This is a genomic window from Streptomyces sp. NPDC001507 (assembly GCF_042894765.1).
Taxonomy (GTDB): Bacteria; Actinomycetota; Actinomycetes; order Streptomycetales; family Streptomycetaceae; genus Streptomyces.
Genome location: NZ_JBIAVV010000008.1, coordinates 83,628 through 99,657, shown reverse-complemented (window position 1 = coordinate 99,657; position 16,030 = coordinate 83,628). Strand labels below are relative to the sequence as shown.

At 72.6% G+C, this 16,030-nt stretch carries 15 protein-coding genes; 13 read left to right on the top strand and 2 right to left on the bottom strand.

The window, feature by feature from the left end; translation table 11 throughout:
• The first annotated feature begins 1 nt into the window (after window position 1).
• From ACFY0K_RS25490 to ACFY0K_RS25480, 3 genes are all read left to right on the top strand, one after another.
• On the top strand, window positions 2–313 hold the full coding sequence (locus tag ACFY0K_RS25490) for a barstar family protein (RefSeq protein WP_390641812.1): 312 nt from the start codon (window positions 2–4) through the stop codon (window positions 311–313).
• Window positions 314–475: 162 nt separating this feature from the next.
• Window positions 476–1,918, top strand: coding sequence for a GuaB1 family IMP dehydrogenase-related protein (locus ACFY0K_RS25485; protein ID WP_351960479.1), 1,443 nt, complete (start codon window positions 476–478; stop codon window positions 1,916–1,918).
• A gap of 109 nt (window positions 1,919–2,027) precedes the next feature.
• Window positions 2,028–2,480 (top strand): Lrp/AsnC family transcriptional regulator, encoded by a 453-nt coding sequence (locus ACFY0K_RS25480; protein WP_046726552.1) that lies wholly within the window; start codon window positions 2,028–2,030, stop codon window positions 2,478–2,480.
• Window positions 2,481–2,661: 181 nt separating this feature from the next.
• Here the strand turns inward: ACFY0K_RS25480 and ACFY0K_RS25475 are convergent, their stop codons facing one another.
• Window positions 2,662–3,402, bottom strand: a complete 741-nt coding sequence (locus ACFY0K_RS25475; RefSeq protein WP_382724262.1) for a GntR family transcriptional regulator — start codon at window positions 3,400–3,402, stop codon at window positions 2,662–2,664.
• Window positions 3,403–3,639: 237 nt separating this feature from the next.
• On the opposite strand from ACFY0K_RS25475, the gene ACFY0K_RS25470 reads away from it, so the two are divergent.
• The 10 genes from ACFY0K_RS25470 to ACFY0K_RS25425 all read left to right on the top strand — a co-directional run bounded on the left by ACFY0K_RS25470 (window position 3,640) and on the right by ACFY0K_RS25425 (window position 15,012).
• Window positions 3,640–4,800, top strand: coding sequence for an ABC transporter substrate-binding protein (locus tag ACFY0K_RS25470; protein WP_390641811.1), 1,161 nt, complete (start codon window positions 3,640–3,642; stop codon window positions 4,798–4,800).
• Entirely contained in the window at window positions 4,797–5,696 is a 900-nt protein-coding gene (locus ACFY0K_RS25465; protein ID WP_390641810.1) for an ABC transporter permease, read from the top strand. Before ACFY0K_RS25470 ends, ACFY0K_RS25465 begins: the two co-directional genes overlap by 4 nt.
• A complete protein-coding gene (locus ACFY0K_RS25460) occupies window positions 5,681–6,499 on the top strand; it encodes an ABC transporter permease (protein ID WP_390641809.1) in 819 nt (272 codons plus the stop codon). The genes ACFY0K_RS25465 and ACFY0K_RS25460 overlap by 16 nt, the downstream gene beginning before the upstream one ends.
• Before the next feature lie 6 nt (window positions 6,500–6,505).
• A complete protein-coding gene (locus ACFY0K_RS25455; protein WP_390641808.1) occupies window positions 6,506–7,582 on the top strand; it encodes an ABC transporter ATP-binding protein in 1,077 nt (358 codons plus the stop codon).
• Between the two features lie 46 nt (window positions 7,583–7,628).
• Window positions 7,629–9,080, top strand: coding sequence for an HAD-IA family hydrolase (locus tag ACFY0K_RS25450; RefSeq protein WP_390641807.1), 1,452 nt, complete (start codon window positions 7,629–7,631; stop codon window positions 9,078–9,080).
• A 97-nt stretch (window positions 9,081–9,177) separates the two neighbouring features.
• Window positions 9,178–11,490: a nitrate- and nitrite sensing domain-containing protein gene (locus ACFY0K_RS25445; RefSeq protein WP_390641806.1), complete on the top strand. Its 2,313-nt coding sequence runs from the start codon at window positions 9,178–9,180 to the stop codon at window positions 11,488–11,490.
• Window positions 11,480–11,935 carry a roadblock/LC7 domain-containing protein gene (locus ACFY0K_RS25440; RefSeq protein WP_390642064.1) on the top strand — a complete coding sequence of 152 codons (456 nt, stop codon included), beginning with the start codon at window positions 11,480–11,482 and terminating at the stop codon, window positions 11,933–11,935. The genes ACFY0K_RS25445 and ACFY0K_RS25440 overlap by 11 nt, the downstream gene beginning before the upstream one ends.
• 7 nt (window positions 11,936–11,942) lie before the next feature.
• Complete coding sequence (locus ACFY0K_RS25435) at window positions 11,943–12,323, top strand: DUF742 domain-containing protein (RefSeq protein WP_390641805.1); 381 nt, start codon at window positions 11,943–11,945, stop codon at window positions 12,321–12,323.
• Window positions 12,324–12,470: 147 nt separating this feature from the next.
• On the top strand, window positions 12,471–13,262 hold the full coding sequence (locus ACFY0K_RS25430; protein WP_351960469.1) for a carbon-nitrogen hydrolase family protein: 792 nt from the start codon (window positions 12,471–12,473) through the stop codon (window positions 13,260–13,262).
• A gap of 52 nt (window positions 13,263–13,314) precedes the next feature.
• Entirely contained in the window at window positions 13,315–15,012 is a 1,698-nt protein-coding gene (locus ACFY0K_RS25425) for a flavin monoamine oxidase family protein (protein WP_390641804.1), read from the top strand.
• Window positions 15,013–15,100: 88 nt separating this feature from the next.
• Here ACFY0K_RS25425 and ACFY0K_RS25420 read toward each other — a convergent pair whose 3' ends face one another.
• A complete protein-coding gene (locus ACFY0K_RS25420) occupies window positions 15,101–16,030 on the bottom strand; it encodes an LLM class F420-dependent oxidoreductase (RefSeq protein ID WP_390641803.1) in 930 nt (309 codons plus the stop codon).

The following is a 16,030-nucleotide window of genomic DNA, read 5'->3' as shown; positions in this document are numbered from 1 at the left end:
CATGACGACGAGCCCGCATCCGGTCACCCTCGACCTCGCCGGGGTCACCGACAAGGCCGGCCTCATGGACCGGACCGCCTCCGCCCTCGACCTGCCCGCGTGGTTCGGGCGCAACTGGGACGCCCTCACCGACAGCCTCCGCGACCCCTCGGTGTGGCCGCCGGAGGCCGTCGGCCGCGGGCTCCTGATCGTCGTCACCGGCTGGCAGGGGTACGCGCGGAGCAGACCCGACGAGTGGGAGACCGCCCGGCAGGTGTTCGCCGCCGCGTCCGCCGACGAGCCCGCGCTGACGGTCGCCCTGGCCCTGCGCTGACCCCGCCGAAGCCCCCTGTAGGTTCCTCCGAACGGCCTCTGACCTGGCTGGACGTTCGTCCCGGGCATGACGTGCCGGTCGGCATGGGAGAATGAAGTACGTGCTTTTCCCTCTGGCCGGCCGGTCCGGGGGTCACCTCTGATCGACTGGGATGTGCGGCACGTGCGTTTCCTCAATGACATCCAGCCCGCGTACGACCTGACGTACGACGACGTCTTCATGGTGCCGAGCCGTTCCGCGGTCGGCTCGCGTCAGGGCGTGGACCTCGGCTCGCCGGACGGCACGGGCACCACCATCCCGCTGGTCGTCGCCAACATGACCGCGATCGCGGGCCGCCGGATGGCCGAGACGGTGGCCCGGCGGGGCGGACTCGTCGTGATCCCGCAGGACATCCCGATCGACGTGGTCACCGATGTCATCACCTGGGTCAAGAGCCGCCACCTGGTCCTCGACACCCCGATCGTGCTGGCCCCGCACCAGACCGTCGCCGACGCGCTGGCCCTGCTGCCGAAGCGGGCGCACAACGCCGGTGTCGTCGTCGACGAGGACGGCCGCCCCGTCGGCGTCGTCACCGACCGGGACCTCACCGGCGTCGACCGGTTCACCCAGCTCGCCGAGGTCATGTCCCGCGACCTGCTGCTCCTCGACGCGGACATCGACCCCCGCGAGGCGTTCAACAAGCTGGACGGCGCCAACCGCCGCTACGCCCCGGCGGTCGACCGGGAGGGCAAGCTCGCCGGCATCCTCACCCGCAAGGGCGCCCTGCGCGCCACCCTGTACACCCCGGCGACCGACGCGCACGGCCGGCTGCGCATCGCCGCCGCCGTCGGCATCAACGGGGACTTCGCGGACAAGGCCAAGCAACTGCTCGACGCGGGCGTCGACACGCTCGTCATCGACACCGCGCACGGCCACCAGGAGTCGATGATCAACGCGATCAGGCTGGTGCGCGGCCTCGACCCGCAGGTCCCGATCGCGGCCGGCAACATCGTCTCCGCGCAGGGGGTCAAGGACCTCGTCGACGCGGGCGCGGACATCATCAAGGTCGGCGTGGGCCCCGGCGCCATGTGCACCACCCGCATGATGACCGGCGTCGGCCGGCCGCAGTTCTCGGCGGTCCTGGAGTGCGCCGCCGAGGCGAAGAAGTACGGCAAGCACGTGTGGGCCGACGGCGGTGTCCGGCACCCCCGTGACGTCGCGATGGCGCTGGCCGCCGGGGCGTCCAACGTGATGGTCGGCTCCTGGTTCGCGGGCACCTACGAGTCCCCGGGCGACCTCCAGCAGGACGCCGACGGGCGGCTGTACAAGGAGTCGTTCGGCATGGCCTCCGCGCGGGCGGTGCGCAACCGCACGTCCGACGAGTCGGCCTACGACCGGGCCCGCAAGGCGCTCTTCGAGGAGGGCATCTCCACGTCCCGGATGTTCCTCGACCCGGCCCGGCCGGGCGTGGAGGACCTGATCGACTCGATCATCGCGGGCGTGCGGTCGTCCTGCACCTACGCCGGAGCCGGTTCCCTGGAGGAGTTCGCCGAGAAGGCCATCGTCGGGATCCAGAGCGCGGCCGGGTACGCGGAGGGCAAGCCGCTGCACGCCAGCTGGAGCTAGCCGCTGCGCGGAGGCGCGGTGCCGGGCGGGTCGCCGTCGGGCTCGTGTTCTACTTCGTACACGGCTACCGCCGGTCCCGTCCTGCACCACCTGAGAGCTGAACGACCCCTTGCTGAACGATCTCGACGAACGCATCGTGCACGCCCTCGCCGAGGACGCCCGCCGCTCCTACGCGGACATCGGGCAACTGGTCGGGCTGTCCGCGCCTGCCGTCAAACGGCGCGTGGACCGGCTGCGCGCCACCGGAGCGATCACCGGATTCACCGTACGGGTCGATCCGGCGGCCCTCGGCTGGGAGACCGAGGGGTTCGTCGAGATCTACTGCCGGCGCAACACGTCCCCGGAGACCATCCAGCGGGGGCTGGAGCGCTACCAGGAGGTGGTGGCCGCGTCGACGGTCACCGGTGAGGCCGACGCGGTCGTGCAGGTCTTCGCCTCCGACATGCGGCACTTCGAGAGGGTGCTGGAGCGGATCGCGGGGGAGCCGTTCGTGGAACGCACCAAGTCGGTACTGGTGCTGTCCCCGCTGCTGCGCCGTTTCTCGTCGGGTGCGCCGGGGTGAGAGCGGGGGAGGGGGCGGGGGGTGCGGTCGCCGGGTGCCGGTGGTGCGTGGCTGGTCGCGCAGTTCCCCGCGCCCCTGAAAGCAGCTCGACTGGTCCCACCTGAAGGGGCGCGGGGAACTGCGCGAACAACCCCCACCGGGGCGCACCCGGCGTACGACCGCACCCCGCACCCCCCACCCCCTACTCCGCGGTCTTGCGCGCCAGCGCGTTGTTGTCGATGGAGTTGTGCACACTGAAGCTCACCGCATCCGACCGGTAGCGGTCGTCGGACCACTCCACCGGCCGGCCCTCCCGCGTCGTCGTCACGCGCCGCACCCGCAGCAGCGGGCTCGTCCGGCGGATGCCGAGCAGTTCGGCGTCCTGCGCTCCCGCCGCCACCGCGTCTATGACGTGCTCGCCGTACGCGAAGACCAACCCCTTGTCCTCGTAGAGGCGTTGGGTGACCGACGGGCAGTCCGGCTCTATCGCCTCGACCGCCGTGGAGATCCAGTCCGCGTACACCGTGCGCTCCAGCAACACCGGTTCGCCGTCCAGTCCGCGTACCCGCAGCACATGCAACACGGGCGTACCGAGGCCCAGTTGGAGGCGGACGGCGTCCTCCTGGGTGGCCGGCCGGTACTCCTGGGACACCACGTGTCCCGTCGCCGCTCGGCCCATCGCCTTCGCCCACTGCGCGAAGCTGCGCAGCTCCGCGAAGCTCTGGCTGCGGCGGCTGGCGAGGACCACCCGGCGGGCGCCCTGGCGGGAGCCGATCAGCCCCTCGGCGGTGAGCGCGGCGACCGCCTGGCGGACCGTGCCGCGGGAGACGCCGTACTCCGCGGCGAGTTCCGTCTCCGAGGGCAGCCGGCTGCCGACGGTGTACTCCTCGCGGTCGATGGCGCGCCGCAGCTCGTCGGCGATCTCCTCGTGTCGCGCCGTCATGCTTCCCCTCTGAGTAGGCCGCTGTGCACAGCGTGACCAGCCTAATCGACGTTCCCAGGTGATTCGTGTCAGCCCGGGACCGGTCAGGAATGTGCAGGGAATCGGGGGCCAGGATTTTTCCGGAGTTCACAGTCCCGACACCCGCGCCGGGCGTACTGTGAGCCAACTTGTTCAGACAAGTTCGCCGGGCGCCGCCCACAGCGCCACCCACCCTCGTGCGTACTCCCTGGAGAGACCGTGACCGTGTCCCTGCCGAGAACCGCCCTCCTCGGCGGCTCCCTCGCCGCCGTAGCCGCGCTCGCCCTCAGCGCCTGCGGCGCCGCCCCCGACAACGCGTCGTCCACCACCTCCGACGGCAAGAACGCCGCCACCGCCACCTCCGCCGCCGACCTCGGCGGCATGGACAAGCTGATCGCCGCCGCCAAGAAGGAGGGCGCGCTGCACATCATCGCCGTGCCCCGCGACTGGGCGAACTACGGCGCCATCATCGACGGCTTCCAGAAGAAGTACGGCATCAAGATCGAGGACGAGAGCCCCGACGGCTCGAGCCAGGACGAGATCAACGCCGTGACCTCGCGCAAGGGCCAGGACCGGGCGCCCGACGTCCTCGACCTCGGCTCGTCGTTCGCGCTCAGCGCCGCCCAGCAGGGGCTGCTCGCGCCGTACAAGGTGACCTCGTACTCCGACATCCCCACGGGCCAGGCGGACCCGCAGGCCCGCTGGTACAACGACTACGGCGGCTACATCTCCATCGGCTGCGACGCGAAGCGGGTCAAGACCTGCCCGACCACCTTCGCCGACCTGCTCAAGCCGCAGTACAAGGGCCAGGTCGCCCTCAACGGCAACCCGACCAAGTCCGGTTCGGCGTTCGGCGGCGTCTACGCGGCCGCGCTCGCCAACAAGGGCTCCTTCGACGACATCCAGCCCGGCCTCGACTTCTTCGCCAAGCTGAAGAAGAACGGCAACTACACACCGGTCGAGTCCACCCCGGCCACCGTGGAGAAGGGCGAGACGCCCATCTCCATCGACTGGGACTACCTGAACGCCGGTTACGCCGACGAGTTCAAGTCCAAGGGCGTCGACTGGAAGGTGTCGATCCCGACCGACGGCCAGTACGCCCAGTACTACTCCCAGGCCATCAACAAGGACGCCCCGCACCCGGCGGCCGCCCGCCTGTGGCAGGAGTACCTGTACAGCACCGAGGGCCAGAACCTGTGGCTCAAGGGGTACGCCCGCCCGGTCCTGATGGGCTCCATGGACAAGGCCGGCACGCTGGACAAGACCGCCGCGGCCAAGCTGCCCGCGGTCACCGGCACGCCCACCTTCCCGACCGAGGCCCAGCAGGACAAGGCCAAGACGGTTCTCTCGACCGGCTGGTCGAAGGCCGTCTCCGGATGACGGCCACGCTCACGCGGGCCGACGTGGCGTCCGCCGCTTCCCAGAAGCGGCGGCGCCGTGCCCCCGGCTGGCTCGCCGTCGTCCCGCTCCTCGCCTTCACGGCCGTCGCCTTCGGGCTGCCGGCCGTCGCCATGCTGAACGGCGCCTTCACGGTCAAGGACCCGGCCAGCGGGGTGAGTTCGTACACCGCGAGCAACCTGAGCGACTCGCTCCAGGGGCCGTACCTCACCGCACTGGTCGGCAGCGTCAAGCTGTCCGCGCTCTCCGCCGTCATCGCCGCCGTCCTCGGGCTGCCGCTCGCGCAGGCCGTCGTCAGCTCGCGCTCCCGGGCGTTGCGCGAGGCCGTGCTCACCGCCTCCGGTGTGCTCGCCAACTTCGGCGGTGTGCCACTGGCGTTCGCGTTCGTCGCGACCCTCGGCAACGCCGGTGTGCTCACCGTGCACCTGCACCTCACGGACCACGGCTGGAACCTGTACAGCTTCTGGGGGCTCGTCCTGGTCTACCTGTACTTCCTGATCCCGCTGATGGTCCTCACCATCACCCCGGCCCTCGACGGACTGCGCACCCAGTGGCGGGAGGCCGCGCTCAACAACGGCGCCACCGGCGTGCAGTACTGGCGGTTCGTGGCCCTGCCCGTGCTCGCGCCCTCGCTGCTCGGCGGGCTCGTGCTGCTCTTCGGCAGCGCCTTCGCCGCCTACGCCACCGCCGCCGCGATGGTCGGCAGCGCGGTCCCGCTGGTCACCCTCCAGATCGCCGACGCCCTCTCCGGCAACGTCCTGGTCGGCCAGGAGAACGTGGCCCTCGCCCTGAGCCTGGACATGGTGCTGGTGGCCGGCGTGGTGATGTCCGTGTACCTGCCCTTGCAACGACGGAGCGCCCGATGGCTCGACGCCTGACCCCCTGGCGCTGGGCCGTCCTCGGCCTGGCCGCCCTCTACTTCCTGGTCCCGCTTGGCGCCTCCGTCCTCTTCACGGTGGACGTGCCGGGTCAGGGCGTCACCTTCGACGCCTACTCCCAGATCCTGTCCGCCGACGGCTTCCTCTCCAGCCTGGCCCTCTCGCTGGAACTGGCGGTCGCCACCATCGCCGTCGTGCTGCTGCTGATGGTGCCCGCCGTGGTCGCCCTGCGGCTGAGCGCGCCCAGGCTGCGGCCGGTGGTCGAGGTCGTCTGCTCGCTGCCGCTGGTGGTGCCGCCGATCGCGTTCGTCGCCGGCATCGTGACCGTCCTCAAGTGGGGCCCGGACTACCTGTCCAGGACCCCGCTGTTCGAGACGTTCGTCGCCGTCCAGAACCCGACCTTCCCGGTCGTCCTGGTCCTCGCGTACGTCGTGATGGCACTGCCCTTCGTCTACCGGGCGCTGGACGCCGGGCTGCGCGCGATCGACGTGCGCACCCTCGTCGAGGCCGCCCGCAGCTGCGGTGCCAACTGGCCGCAGGCCCTCGTCCGCGCCGTGCTGCCCAACCTGCGCGGGGCGCTGCTGAACGCGTCCTTCCTCACCCTGGCCCTGGTGCTGGGCGAGTTCACGGTCGCCCAGCTGCTGGGCTTCCAGCCCTTCGCCGTGTGGATCTACAACGTCGGCGGCTCCCAGGCCCAGATGTCCGTCGCCGTCTCCGTGCTCAGCCTCCTGGTGACCTGGGCACTGCTCCTCGCGCTCGCCGGTGCCGGCGGCCGCGACCGAACCGCTTCCTCCCGGGGATGACACACCATGACCACCGCCACCCTTGAGAAGGCCGCCGAGAAGGCCGCGACCGTCGAGTTCCGTTCGCTGCGGCGCGAGTTCGGCGCCACCGTGGCCCTCGACGGACTCGACCTGACCGTCCAGCCGGGCGAGTTCCTGGCCCTGCTCGGCCCGTCCGGCTGCGGCAAGACCACCGCGCTGCGCATGCTCGCCGGCTTCGAACACCCCGACTCCGGCGCCGTCCTGGTGGACGGCGAGGACGTCACCCACGTCCCGGCCCACCGTCGCGACGCCGGGATGGTCTTCCAGTCGTACAGCCTCTTCCCGCACCTGAACGCCGTCGACAACGTGGCCTTCGGGCTGCGGATGCGCAAGGTGCGCACGAGTGAACGGCGGGCGCGGGCCGCCGAGTTGCTGGAGCTCGTCGGGCTCGGCGACAAGGCGGAGCGGTTCCCGCACCAGCTCTCCGGCGGCCAGCAGCAGCGCATCGCGCTGGCCCGCGCCCTCGCCCTGCGGCCCCGCGTGCTGCTGCTGGACGAACCCCTGTCCGCCCTCGACGCCAAGGTCCGGCTCAGCCTCCGCGAGGAGATCCGCCGGCTCCAGCAGGAACTCGGCATCACCACCCTGTTCGTGACGCACGACCAGGAGGAGGCGCTCTCCGTCGCCGACCGGGTCGCCGTGATGCGCGCCGGGCGGCTCGAACAGTGCGCCGAACCGGCCGAGCTGTACGGCCGTCCGGCCACCGCCTTCGTCGCCGAGTTCGTCGGCACGATGAGCCGGATCCCGGGGACGGTCGGGGACGGCACCGTCGAGGTGCTCGGGCAGCGGCTGCCGGTCGACGGGCAGGCGCCGGGCGCGGGCGAGGTCGACGTGCTCGTGCGGCCCGAGGCGGTCCAGGTGCGCGCGGACGGCGCCGGTACGGCCACCGTCGTCGCCACCGCCTTCCTGGGCGCGGTCGTCCGGGTCACCGTACGGCTCGCCGACGGCACCGAGGCCAAGGCCGACCTGCCCGCCCACGAGGCCGCCGAGCTGGGCGCCGGGTCCGCCGTGCGCGTCCGGCTGCCCGAGCGGCCGGTGCTCGTGGCGCCACGCGTCCAGAAGTAACGCTTCCCGAAGTCCCGCCCCCCACCACGTGAGGAATGACAACAACGTGACCCCCCACCCACGACTCCCGCTCCAGGCTGTCCTGTTCGACATGGACGGCACGCTCGTCGACACCGAGCGCCTGTGGTGGGAGGCGGTGGAACAGGTCGCCGGGCGGCCGCTCACCGGGGCCGACGAGCCGGAGGTGCTCGGCCGGCCGGTGGAGCACACCGCCGGCTGGCTCGCCGCCGGGACGGGCCGGCCGGCCGCGGCGCTCGCGGCCGGGCTGCACCGGGAGTTCGCGGACCGCGTCCGCACCGGCATCGTGCCCCGCCCCGGCGCCCTCGACCTGCTGGACGCGCTGGCCGCGGCCGGCGTCCCCACCGCCCTGGTCACCGCGTCCCCACGCGCGGTCGCCGACCTCGTCCTCGACGCCCTCGGCCCCGGCCGGTTCGCGGCGTCCGTCACCGCCGACGACACGGCCCGCACCAAGCCCGCCCCCGACCCCTACCTGGCCGCCTGCCGCGCCCTCGGCGTCGACCCGGCGGCCTGTGTGGCCGTGGAGGACACCGAGACCGGGGTCGCCTCCGCCGAGGCCGCCGGCTGTGCCGTGCTGGCCGTGCCCTCGCTCGCCCCGATCGGCGGCGCGCCCGGCCGGACCGTGCGTGACACGCTGGTCGGGGTCACCCCGAAGGAGCTGAGCGACATGGCCGTACCGGAACTGCGGGTGATGTCCTGGAACCTGTGGCTCGGCGGCAGCCCGGTCGACGACCACCGGGCCAAGCAGGTCAAGGCGATCATGGACGCGGGCGCGGACGTCGTCGGCCTCCAGGAGACCGCCGGGACCAGCGCGCGGGAACTCGCCGACGCCCTCGGCTGGCACCACCACTCGGCGGGCGAGAACCTCGGCGTCATCAGCCGGCACCCGATCACCGCCCGCCTCGGGGACCCGGACGTCGGCTTCTACGGCGCCGCCGGGGTGCGGATCGCCGTCCGCCCCGGCCGCGAGGTCGAGGTCTGGACCGCGCACCTGCACTACACGCCGTACGGGCCCTACGAGTTCCACTTCGACGGGCTCGGCGCCGACCGGCTGATCGCCCACGAGGAGGTCCGGCTCGGGCAGATGGGGGAGGCCCTGCGGCGGATCGGGGACACGGACGTACCCGTGGTGCTCGTCGGGGACTTCAACTGCCCCTCCCACCTGGACTGGGCGGAAGTCGAGTGGCCGGTGACCAAGGCCGCGGAGGAGGCCGGGTTCCGCGACTCCTACCGGGAGGCGCACCCGGACCCGGCCGCCGCGCCCGGCCACACCTGGTCGCCGATCCACCCCGTCCACGAGGACGGCAGCGGGCGGCCCGAACCGCAGGACCGGATCGACTACGTGCTGCACAGGGGGCTGCGCGTGCTCGGCTCCCGGACCTGGGTCACCGGCACTCCGGCGCCCTGGCCCGAGGTGGCCGGCAACGACTGGCCCTCCGACCACGCGGCCGTCGTCACCACGTTCGCCGTCGAGCCGTAGCCAGGGGTTACCCGTAGCAACCATTGCGGTCGGGGTGACGATCCCGTAAGTTGTGCGGGCCTCCCCATTACTCACTGGTAACACCGGTAGGTAACCCATGCGCTGGCCCCTCGGCCGACCCACCACCGTCCGTGCGCGGATCGTGGCGCTCGCGCTCGCCCCGGTCGTGGCACTGACGGTCCTGTGGAGCTTCGCCATGGTGTCCGTCACCGGCGAACTGCGCGCGCTGATCCGGCTCCAGGGGGTGTACGACGACTTCGGCACCCCCGTCGACACCGCCGTCGGGCAGATCCAGATCGAACGGCGGTTGTCGGCGGCCTACCTGGGGGCGCCCCTGGACACGGCGACCGCCACCGACCTGCTCGCCCAGCAGCGGCGCACCGACCGGGCGGTGGCGGCCATGCGGGACGCGATCCGGGACGGCGACCGCGGGCGCCTCAGCGACCGGCAGCGCGAGGTGCTCGACGCGATGGTGACCGCCACCGGCAGGCTGGAGAAGCTGCGCGGGCAGGTGCTGTCCCGGAAGATCTCCTGGGACGGCGCCGTCGCCGGCTACAGCGCCCTGGTGGAGCCCGGCTTCGACGTCGAGTCCGCCCTCACCGCGCTCCAGGCCGGACAGCTGGCCCGGGAGTCCCAGGTCGTCGTCGAACTGGTGCGGGTGCGGGAGTTCGTCTCCCGCGAGGACGCCCTGGTCGCCGGGGCGCGGGCCGCAGGCCGGCTCACCGACGGGCAGTACCGCACCCTCACCGCGACCATCGAGGACCGGCGGGTCTTCGAGCGGACCTATGTCCCGGACCTGCCGTCCGACTCACGGGCGCTGTTCGAGACGTTCCAGGACGGCGCGCTGCACCGCTCGCTGGTGCGCGGCGAGGACGCGCTGCTGCGGGCGGGCGCGGACCGGGCCGGTGCGGCCGTCGCCGCGGGCACCTGGCGGTCGACCACCGACCGGGCCGTCAAGCAGTACATGCTGCTGTGCACGCACGCCGCCGAGAACTCCGCCGCCCGTGGCCGGGCCTTCGCCTACCGGGAGCTGGCCAAGGCAGCCGTCGTCGGCGCGGCCGGACTTGCGGCGGTGGGCCTGTCGCTGTGGTTCGCGGTGCGCGGGGCGCGCCGCGTCTCGCGCCGCCTGGAGCTCCTGCGGGACGCGGCCGACCTGCTGACCGCACGCCAACTTCCCGCCCTCATGGAGCGATTGAGCGCCGGTGAGGACGTGGACGCGGTCACCGAGGCGCCGCCGCTGGCCGCGGGGGAGGCCGGGCAGGACGAGATCGGCGACGTCGGCCGGTCGTTCAACCGGGCGCGGCTGGCCGCGGTCGAGGCCGCGATCAAGCAGGCCACGCTGCGGCGGGGCCTGTTCGCGGTCCTCCTCAACATCGCCCGTCGCAACCAGGCGCTCGTCCACCGCCAGCTGAAACTCGTCGACACGCTGGAGCGGCGCACCGACGACCCGGCCGTCCTGGGCGAGCTGTTCCGCATCGACCACCTCACCACCCGGATGCGCCGGCACGCGGAGAGTTTGATCATCCTCTCCGGCGCGACCCCGGGGCGGCGCTGGCGGCGGCCCGTGCCGATCGCCGACGTGGTGTCCTCCGCGGTCGGCGAGATCGAGGACTACCCGCGGGTCGTGGTGCCGCCGATGCCCGAGGTGGGCGTGGCCGCGGACGCCGTCGCCGATGTCGTGCACCTGCTCGCCGAGCTGCTGGAGAACGCGACGGTGTTCTCGCCGCCGCACACCCAGGTGACCCTGCGCACCGGCCGGGCCGGCCACGGCTTCACCCTGGAGATCGACGACCGGGGCCTCGGTCTCGACGCGGACCAGCTCGACGGGGCCCGTCGCACCCTGACCGACCCCGACGCCTTCGACCCGACCCGCCACGACCGCCTCGGCCTCTACGTCGTGGGCCGCCTGGCCGCCCGGCACGGCATCGGGGTGACCCTGCGGGAGTCGCCGTACGGCGGGACGACCGCGGTCGTGCTGCTGCCGGGGACGGTGCTGGCCGAGGTGGAGCCGGAGGCCGGCCGACGGGACGGGGAGCGGGCGGGACGGCCGCCGTCGGCGCAGGACCGGGGAGGGCCGTCGTCGGGCGGGTCGGGGGCTGAGCACGGGCACGGGCCCGCGTCGGCGGTCGGTGTGCTGTCGCCGTCCGGGACGGGGCGGTCCGCTACCTCCGTTCCCGGCACCGAAGCGCCGCCCCCGGCCCTGCCCACCCGCACCCGCCAGGCCTCCCTCGCCCCCGAGCTGCGCACGGAGCAGGCTCCCGGCACGGCGCGTGACCTGGACGCCGACGAGATGCGGGCGGTCTTCGGAGCCTTCCAGCGCGGCCTGGACCGGGGACGCAGAGGACTGCCGACCGGCACCGAGGAGCCGGACCACACCGAGGAAGGGACCCGTGCCGACGATGACCAGTGACGACCAGACCCAGCCGCCCGGCGGCACGGCCGCCCCCGGCTCCGGGTCCGCCGCCCGGCCCGGCAGCGACCTCGGCTGGCTTCTCGACGACCTCGTCGCCCGGACGGATCACGTCCGGCAGGCCGTGCTGCTCACCGCCGACGGGCTGCCGCTCAGCCACTCCGAGGGGATGCGGCGGCGGGACATCGAGCACCTCGCGGCCGTCTGCTCCGGCTTCCACAGCCTGGCCCGCTCCGCGGGGGACCGGTTCGCTGCCGGGGAGGTGCGGCAGACCATGGTGATGCTCGACGACGCCTACCTCTTCGTCACTCCGGCCGGGCACGGCAGTCGGCTCGCCGTGCTCAGCGACGTCCGCACCGACGTCGGCCAGCTGGCCCATGAGATGGCACTGCTCGTCCGCCGCCTCGGCCGGCACCTCGACGCGGCCGCACGCTCGGCCCCCTGATCCTGCGGTGAGCGACGAGCACTGGTACGAGGACGAGACCGGGTCCCTGGTCCGCCCCTACACCGTGACCCGGGGCCGTACCGAGCCCTCCGGCAAGCACTCCATCGATCTGATGTCCCAGGTCACGGCCCTTGAAGCGGACGCGTCCCAGGCCGCGGTCGACCATGCCCGCGCCGCGCTGCTCGCCCTGGTGCGCCGCGGGGCCCGCCCCGTCGTCGAGCTCGCCGCGGACGCCGACCTGCCGCTCACCGTCGTACGCGTGCTGCTCGCCGATCTCGCCGAGGCCGGACTGGTCCGCATCGAGGAGCCGCGCCGGCTGGAACCGGCCGGTCCCGCCGCCGACCCCGAGCTGCTGAAAGTGATCGTGGAGCGGCTGCGGGAGCTGTGACCCCGCGCAACGAATCGCCGCCGGACCCCCGTCCCACGCAACGAACCGCGCGGCCACGCGCAACGGCTCCGCCTTGTCCGGTCCGGCCCGCCGACCGTACCGTCTAACTGACCCCCAGACCTCCCTCCGTACCCGGTGAGGACCCGCATGCGCACCGCCCTGCTCCAGAGCTCCGGCCGCCCCGGCTCGACCTTCGAGAACCTCAAGGTGCTCGACGAGGCCGCCGGCCGGGCCGCCGCCGCGGGCGCCGCGCTGCTCGTCGCCCCGGAGATGTTCCTCACCGGCTACGCGATCGGCGACGACATCGCCCGCCTCGCCGAGCCCGCCGACGGTGACAGCGCGGACGCGATCGCCGAGCTGGCCCACCGGCACGGCCTCGCGATCACCTACGGCTACCCGGAGCGCGACGGCGACCAGGTCCACAACTCCGCCCAGCTGATCTCCGCCGACGGCACCCGGCTCGCGAACTACCGCAAGTCCCACCTCTTCGGCGGCTTCGAGCGGGACCACTTCACCCCGGGCGACCAGCCGGTCGTCCAGGCACAGCTGAACGGCCTCACCGTCGGGATCATGATCTGCTACGACGTGGAGTTCCCGGAGCTGGTCCGCGCCCACGCCCTGGCCGGGACCGACCTGCTGCTGGTCCCGACGGCGAACATGCACCCGTTCGAGATCGTCGCCGAGTCCCTGGTCCCGGTGCGGGCCTGGGAGAACCAGATGTACGTCGCCTACGCCAACCGCGTCGGCCAGGAAGGTGAGTTCGAGTTCTTCGGGCTCTCCGCGCTGGCCGGACCCGACGGGGTCGCCCGCGCCCGTGCCGGCCGCTCCGGTGAGGAACTCGTCCTCGCCGACCTCGACCCCGCCCTCCTCGCCGCCTCCCGCGAGGCGAACCCGTACCTCGAGGACCGCCGCCCCGGCCTCTACGGGTCCCTGGCCTGACCTCCCCGCTCTTCCTCACCCCTTTCGCTTTTTCGCAAGGAGTCCGTACCCCATGACGTCCACGGTGCCCAACGCCGTCGAGCACGCCGACGAGCAGCAGCCGCCGATCACCATGTTCGGCCCGGACTTCCCCTACGCCTACGACGACTTCCTCGCCCACCCGGCGGGCCTCGGCCAGATCCCGGCGACCGAGCACGGCACCGAGGTCGCCGTCATCGGCGGCGGCCTGTCCGGCATCGTGGCCGCGTACGAGCTGATGAAGATGGGCCTGAAGCCGGTCGTCTACGAGGCCGACGAGATCGGCGGCCGGCTGCGGACCGTCGGCTTCGAGGGCTGCGACCCCTCGCTGACCGCCGAGATGGGCGCGATGCGCTTCCCGCCCTCCTCCACCGCCCTCCAGCACTACATCGACCTGGTGGGCCTCGAGACCCGGCCCTTCCCCAACCCCCTCGCGGAGGCGACCCCCTCGACCGTCGTGGACCTCAAGGGCGAGTCGCACTACGCCGAGACCGTCGACGACCTCCCGCAGGTCTACCGGGACGTCGCCGCCGCCTGGAACAGGTGCCTGGACGAGGGCGCCGACTTCTCCGACATGAACCGCGCGATGCGCGAGCGGGACGTGCCGCGCATCCGCGAGATCTGGGCGAAGCTCGTCGAGAAGCTCGACAACCAGACCTTCTACGGCTTCCTCTGCGACTCCGAGGCCTTCAGGTCCTTCCGGCACCGCGAGATCTTCGGCCAGGTCGGCTTCGGCACCGGCGGCTGGGACACCGACTTCCCCAACTCCATCCTGGAGATCCTGCGGGTCGTCTACACCGAGGCCGACGACCACCACCGCGGCATCGTCGGCGGCTCCCAGCAGCTGCCGCTCAGGCTCTGGGAGCGAGAGCCGGAGAAGATCGTGCACTGGGCGTACGGGACGTCGCTCGCGAAGCTGCACGAGAACGGCGAGCCCCGGCCCGCCGTGACCCGGCTGCACCGCACCACCGGCAACCGGATCACGGTCACGGACGCGAACGGCGACATCCGCACCTACCAGGCGGCGGTCTTCACCGCCCAGTCCTGGATGCTGCTCTCCAAGATCGCCTGTGACGACTCGCTCTTCCCGATCGACCACTGGACCGCGATCGAGCGCACCCACTACATGGAGTCCTCGAAGCTGTTCGTGCCCGTCGACCGGCCGTTCTGGCTGGACAAGGACGAGGAGACCGGCCGGGACGTCATGTCGATGACGCTCACCGACCGTATGACGCGCGGGACCTACCTCCTGGACGACGGCCCGGACAAGCCCGCCGTGATCTGCCTCTCCTACACGTGGTGCGACGACAGCCTGAAGTGGCTGCCGCTGTCCGCGCACGAGCGGATGGAGGTCATGCTGAAGTCGCTCGGCGAGATCTACCCGAAGGTCGACATCAGGAAGCACATCATCGGCAACCCGGTGACCGTGTCCTGGGAGAACGAGCCCTACTTCATGGGCGCGTTCAAGGCCAACCTGCCCGGTCACTACCGCTACCAGCGGCGCCTGTTCACGCACTTCATGCAGGACTCGCTGCCCGACGACAAGCGGGGCATCTTCCTCGCGGGCGACGACATCTCCTGGACGGCGGGCTGGGCCGAGGGCGCCGTCCAGACCGCGCTGAACGCGGTCTGGGGCGTCATGCACCACTTCGGCGGCACGACCGACGCGGCCAACCCCGGCCCCGGCGACGTCTACGACGAGATCGCGCCGGTCGAACTCCCCGAGGACTGACTCGGCGATAGCGCCCCCAAAGGGGCGCGAGGAACTGCGCGAACAGCCACGACGGCGCCGCAGACGACCGACGACAGGGGCGGGCCGCTCAGACCCCGGCGGCCCGCGCCTTCTCGTACACCTCGGCGCCGACGTCCTTCAGCTCCTGGGCGTCGCGCGGGGTGGCCGCCAGGTCGATCAGGATCTCCTCCAGGCCCACCGCCGCGTGCGCCACCAGGTCCTCGACGATCTGGTCGGCGCTGCCCTGGAAGGGGCGGCGGTCGGAGCCGTCGTACGCCTTGGGCGTGTACGTGGCGTTGACCCGCAGGACCGTCTGGAGCGGCTCCGTCCGGCCGCGTTCGGCGGCCAGGTCCTGCACGGCCCGCCACTGCGCCGCGAGCTGCTCGGCGCCCAGGCCCACCGGCAGCCAGCCGTCGGCGCGGTCGACCAGCCGGGTCAGGGCCTTCCTGTTGCTCGCCGCCAGCAGGATCGGGATCGGCCGGGCGGGCTTGGGGCCGACCACGGCGGAGGCGATCTTCGTGAGCTGCCCGTCGTAATGCACCGGGTCGGGTCCCCACACCGCCCGGCAGACGTCGATGAGCTCGTCGAGCACCTTGCCGCGCTGCTCGAACGGCCGGATCCCGGCGGCCGCGTACTCGTCGAGGGACCAGCCCGTGCCGAAGCCCGCCAGCACCCGGCCGCCGCTCGCCGCGTCCAGCGTCGCCAGGGACCGGGCCAGCTGGAAGGGGTTGTGCAGCGGCGCCACCAGGACACTGCTGCCCAGCCGCACCCGCTCGGTGACCGCGGCGGCCAGGATCAGCGTGACCAGGGGCTCGGCCACGCTCCGGTACTCGTCGGGCCAGGGGAGGCCGGGTACGTTGTAGAGGCCCTGGGTGGCGGGCTCCGGGAACAGGGCCCGCTCGAAGACCCACAGGCTGTCGTAGCCGATCTGCTCGGCGGCGCGGGCCACGTCGGGGACATCGGTGCCGAGGGAGTACTGCCGCATCTGGGGAAGGCCGAAGCCGAGCCGGGTGGTCAT

Bases quoted from the DNA above. Each gene is read 5' to 3' on its own strand.
- ACFY0K_RS25475 (WP_382724262.1), bottom strand. From the start codon at position 3,402: ATGACGGCGCGACACGAGGAGATCGCCGACGAGCTGCGGCGCGCCATC.
- ACFY0K_RS25465 (WP_390641810.1), top strand. From the start codon at position 4,797: ATGACGGCCACGCTCACGCGGGCCGACGTGGCGTCCGCCGCTTCCCAG.
- ACFY0K_RS25445 (WP_390641806.1), top strand. From the start codon at position 9,178: ATGCGCTGGCCCCTCGGCCGACCCACCACCGTCCGTGCGCGGATCGTG.
- ACFY0K_RS25430 (WP_351960469.1), top strand. From the start codon at position 12,471: ATGCGCACCGCCCTGCTCCAGAGCTCCGGCCGCCCCGGCTCGACCTTC.
- ACFY0K_RS25425 (WP_390641804.1), top strand. From the start codon at position 13,315: ATGACGTCCACGGTGCCCAACGCCGTCGAGCACGCCGACGAGCAGCAG.
- ACFY0K_RS25460 (WP_390641809.1), top strand. From the start codon at position 5,681: ATGGCTCGACGCCTGACCCCCTGGCGCTGGGCCGTCCTCGGCCTGGCC.
- ACFY0K_RS25490 (WP_390641812.1), top strand. From the start codon at position 2: ATGACGACGAGCCCGCATCCGGTCACCCTCGACCTCGCCGGGGTCACC.
- ACFY0K_RS25440 (WP_390642064.1), top strand. From the start codon at position 11,480: ATGACCAGTGACGACCAGACCCAGCCGCCCGGCGGCACGGCCGCCCCC.
- ACFY0K_RS25420 (WP_390641803.1), bottom strand. From the start codon at position 16,030: ATGACCACCCGGCTCGGCTTCGGCCTTCCCCAGATGCGGCAGTACTCC.
- ACFY0K_RS25455 (WP_390641808.1), top strand. From the start codon at position 6,506: ATGACCACCGCCACCCTTGAGAAGGCCGCCGAGAAGGCCGCGACCGTC.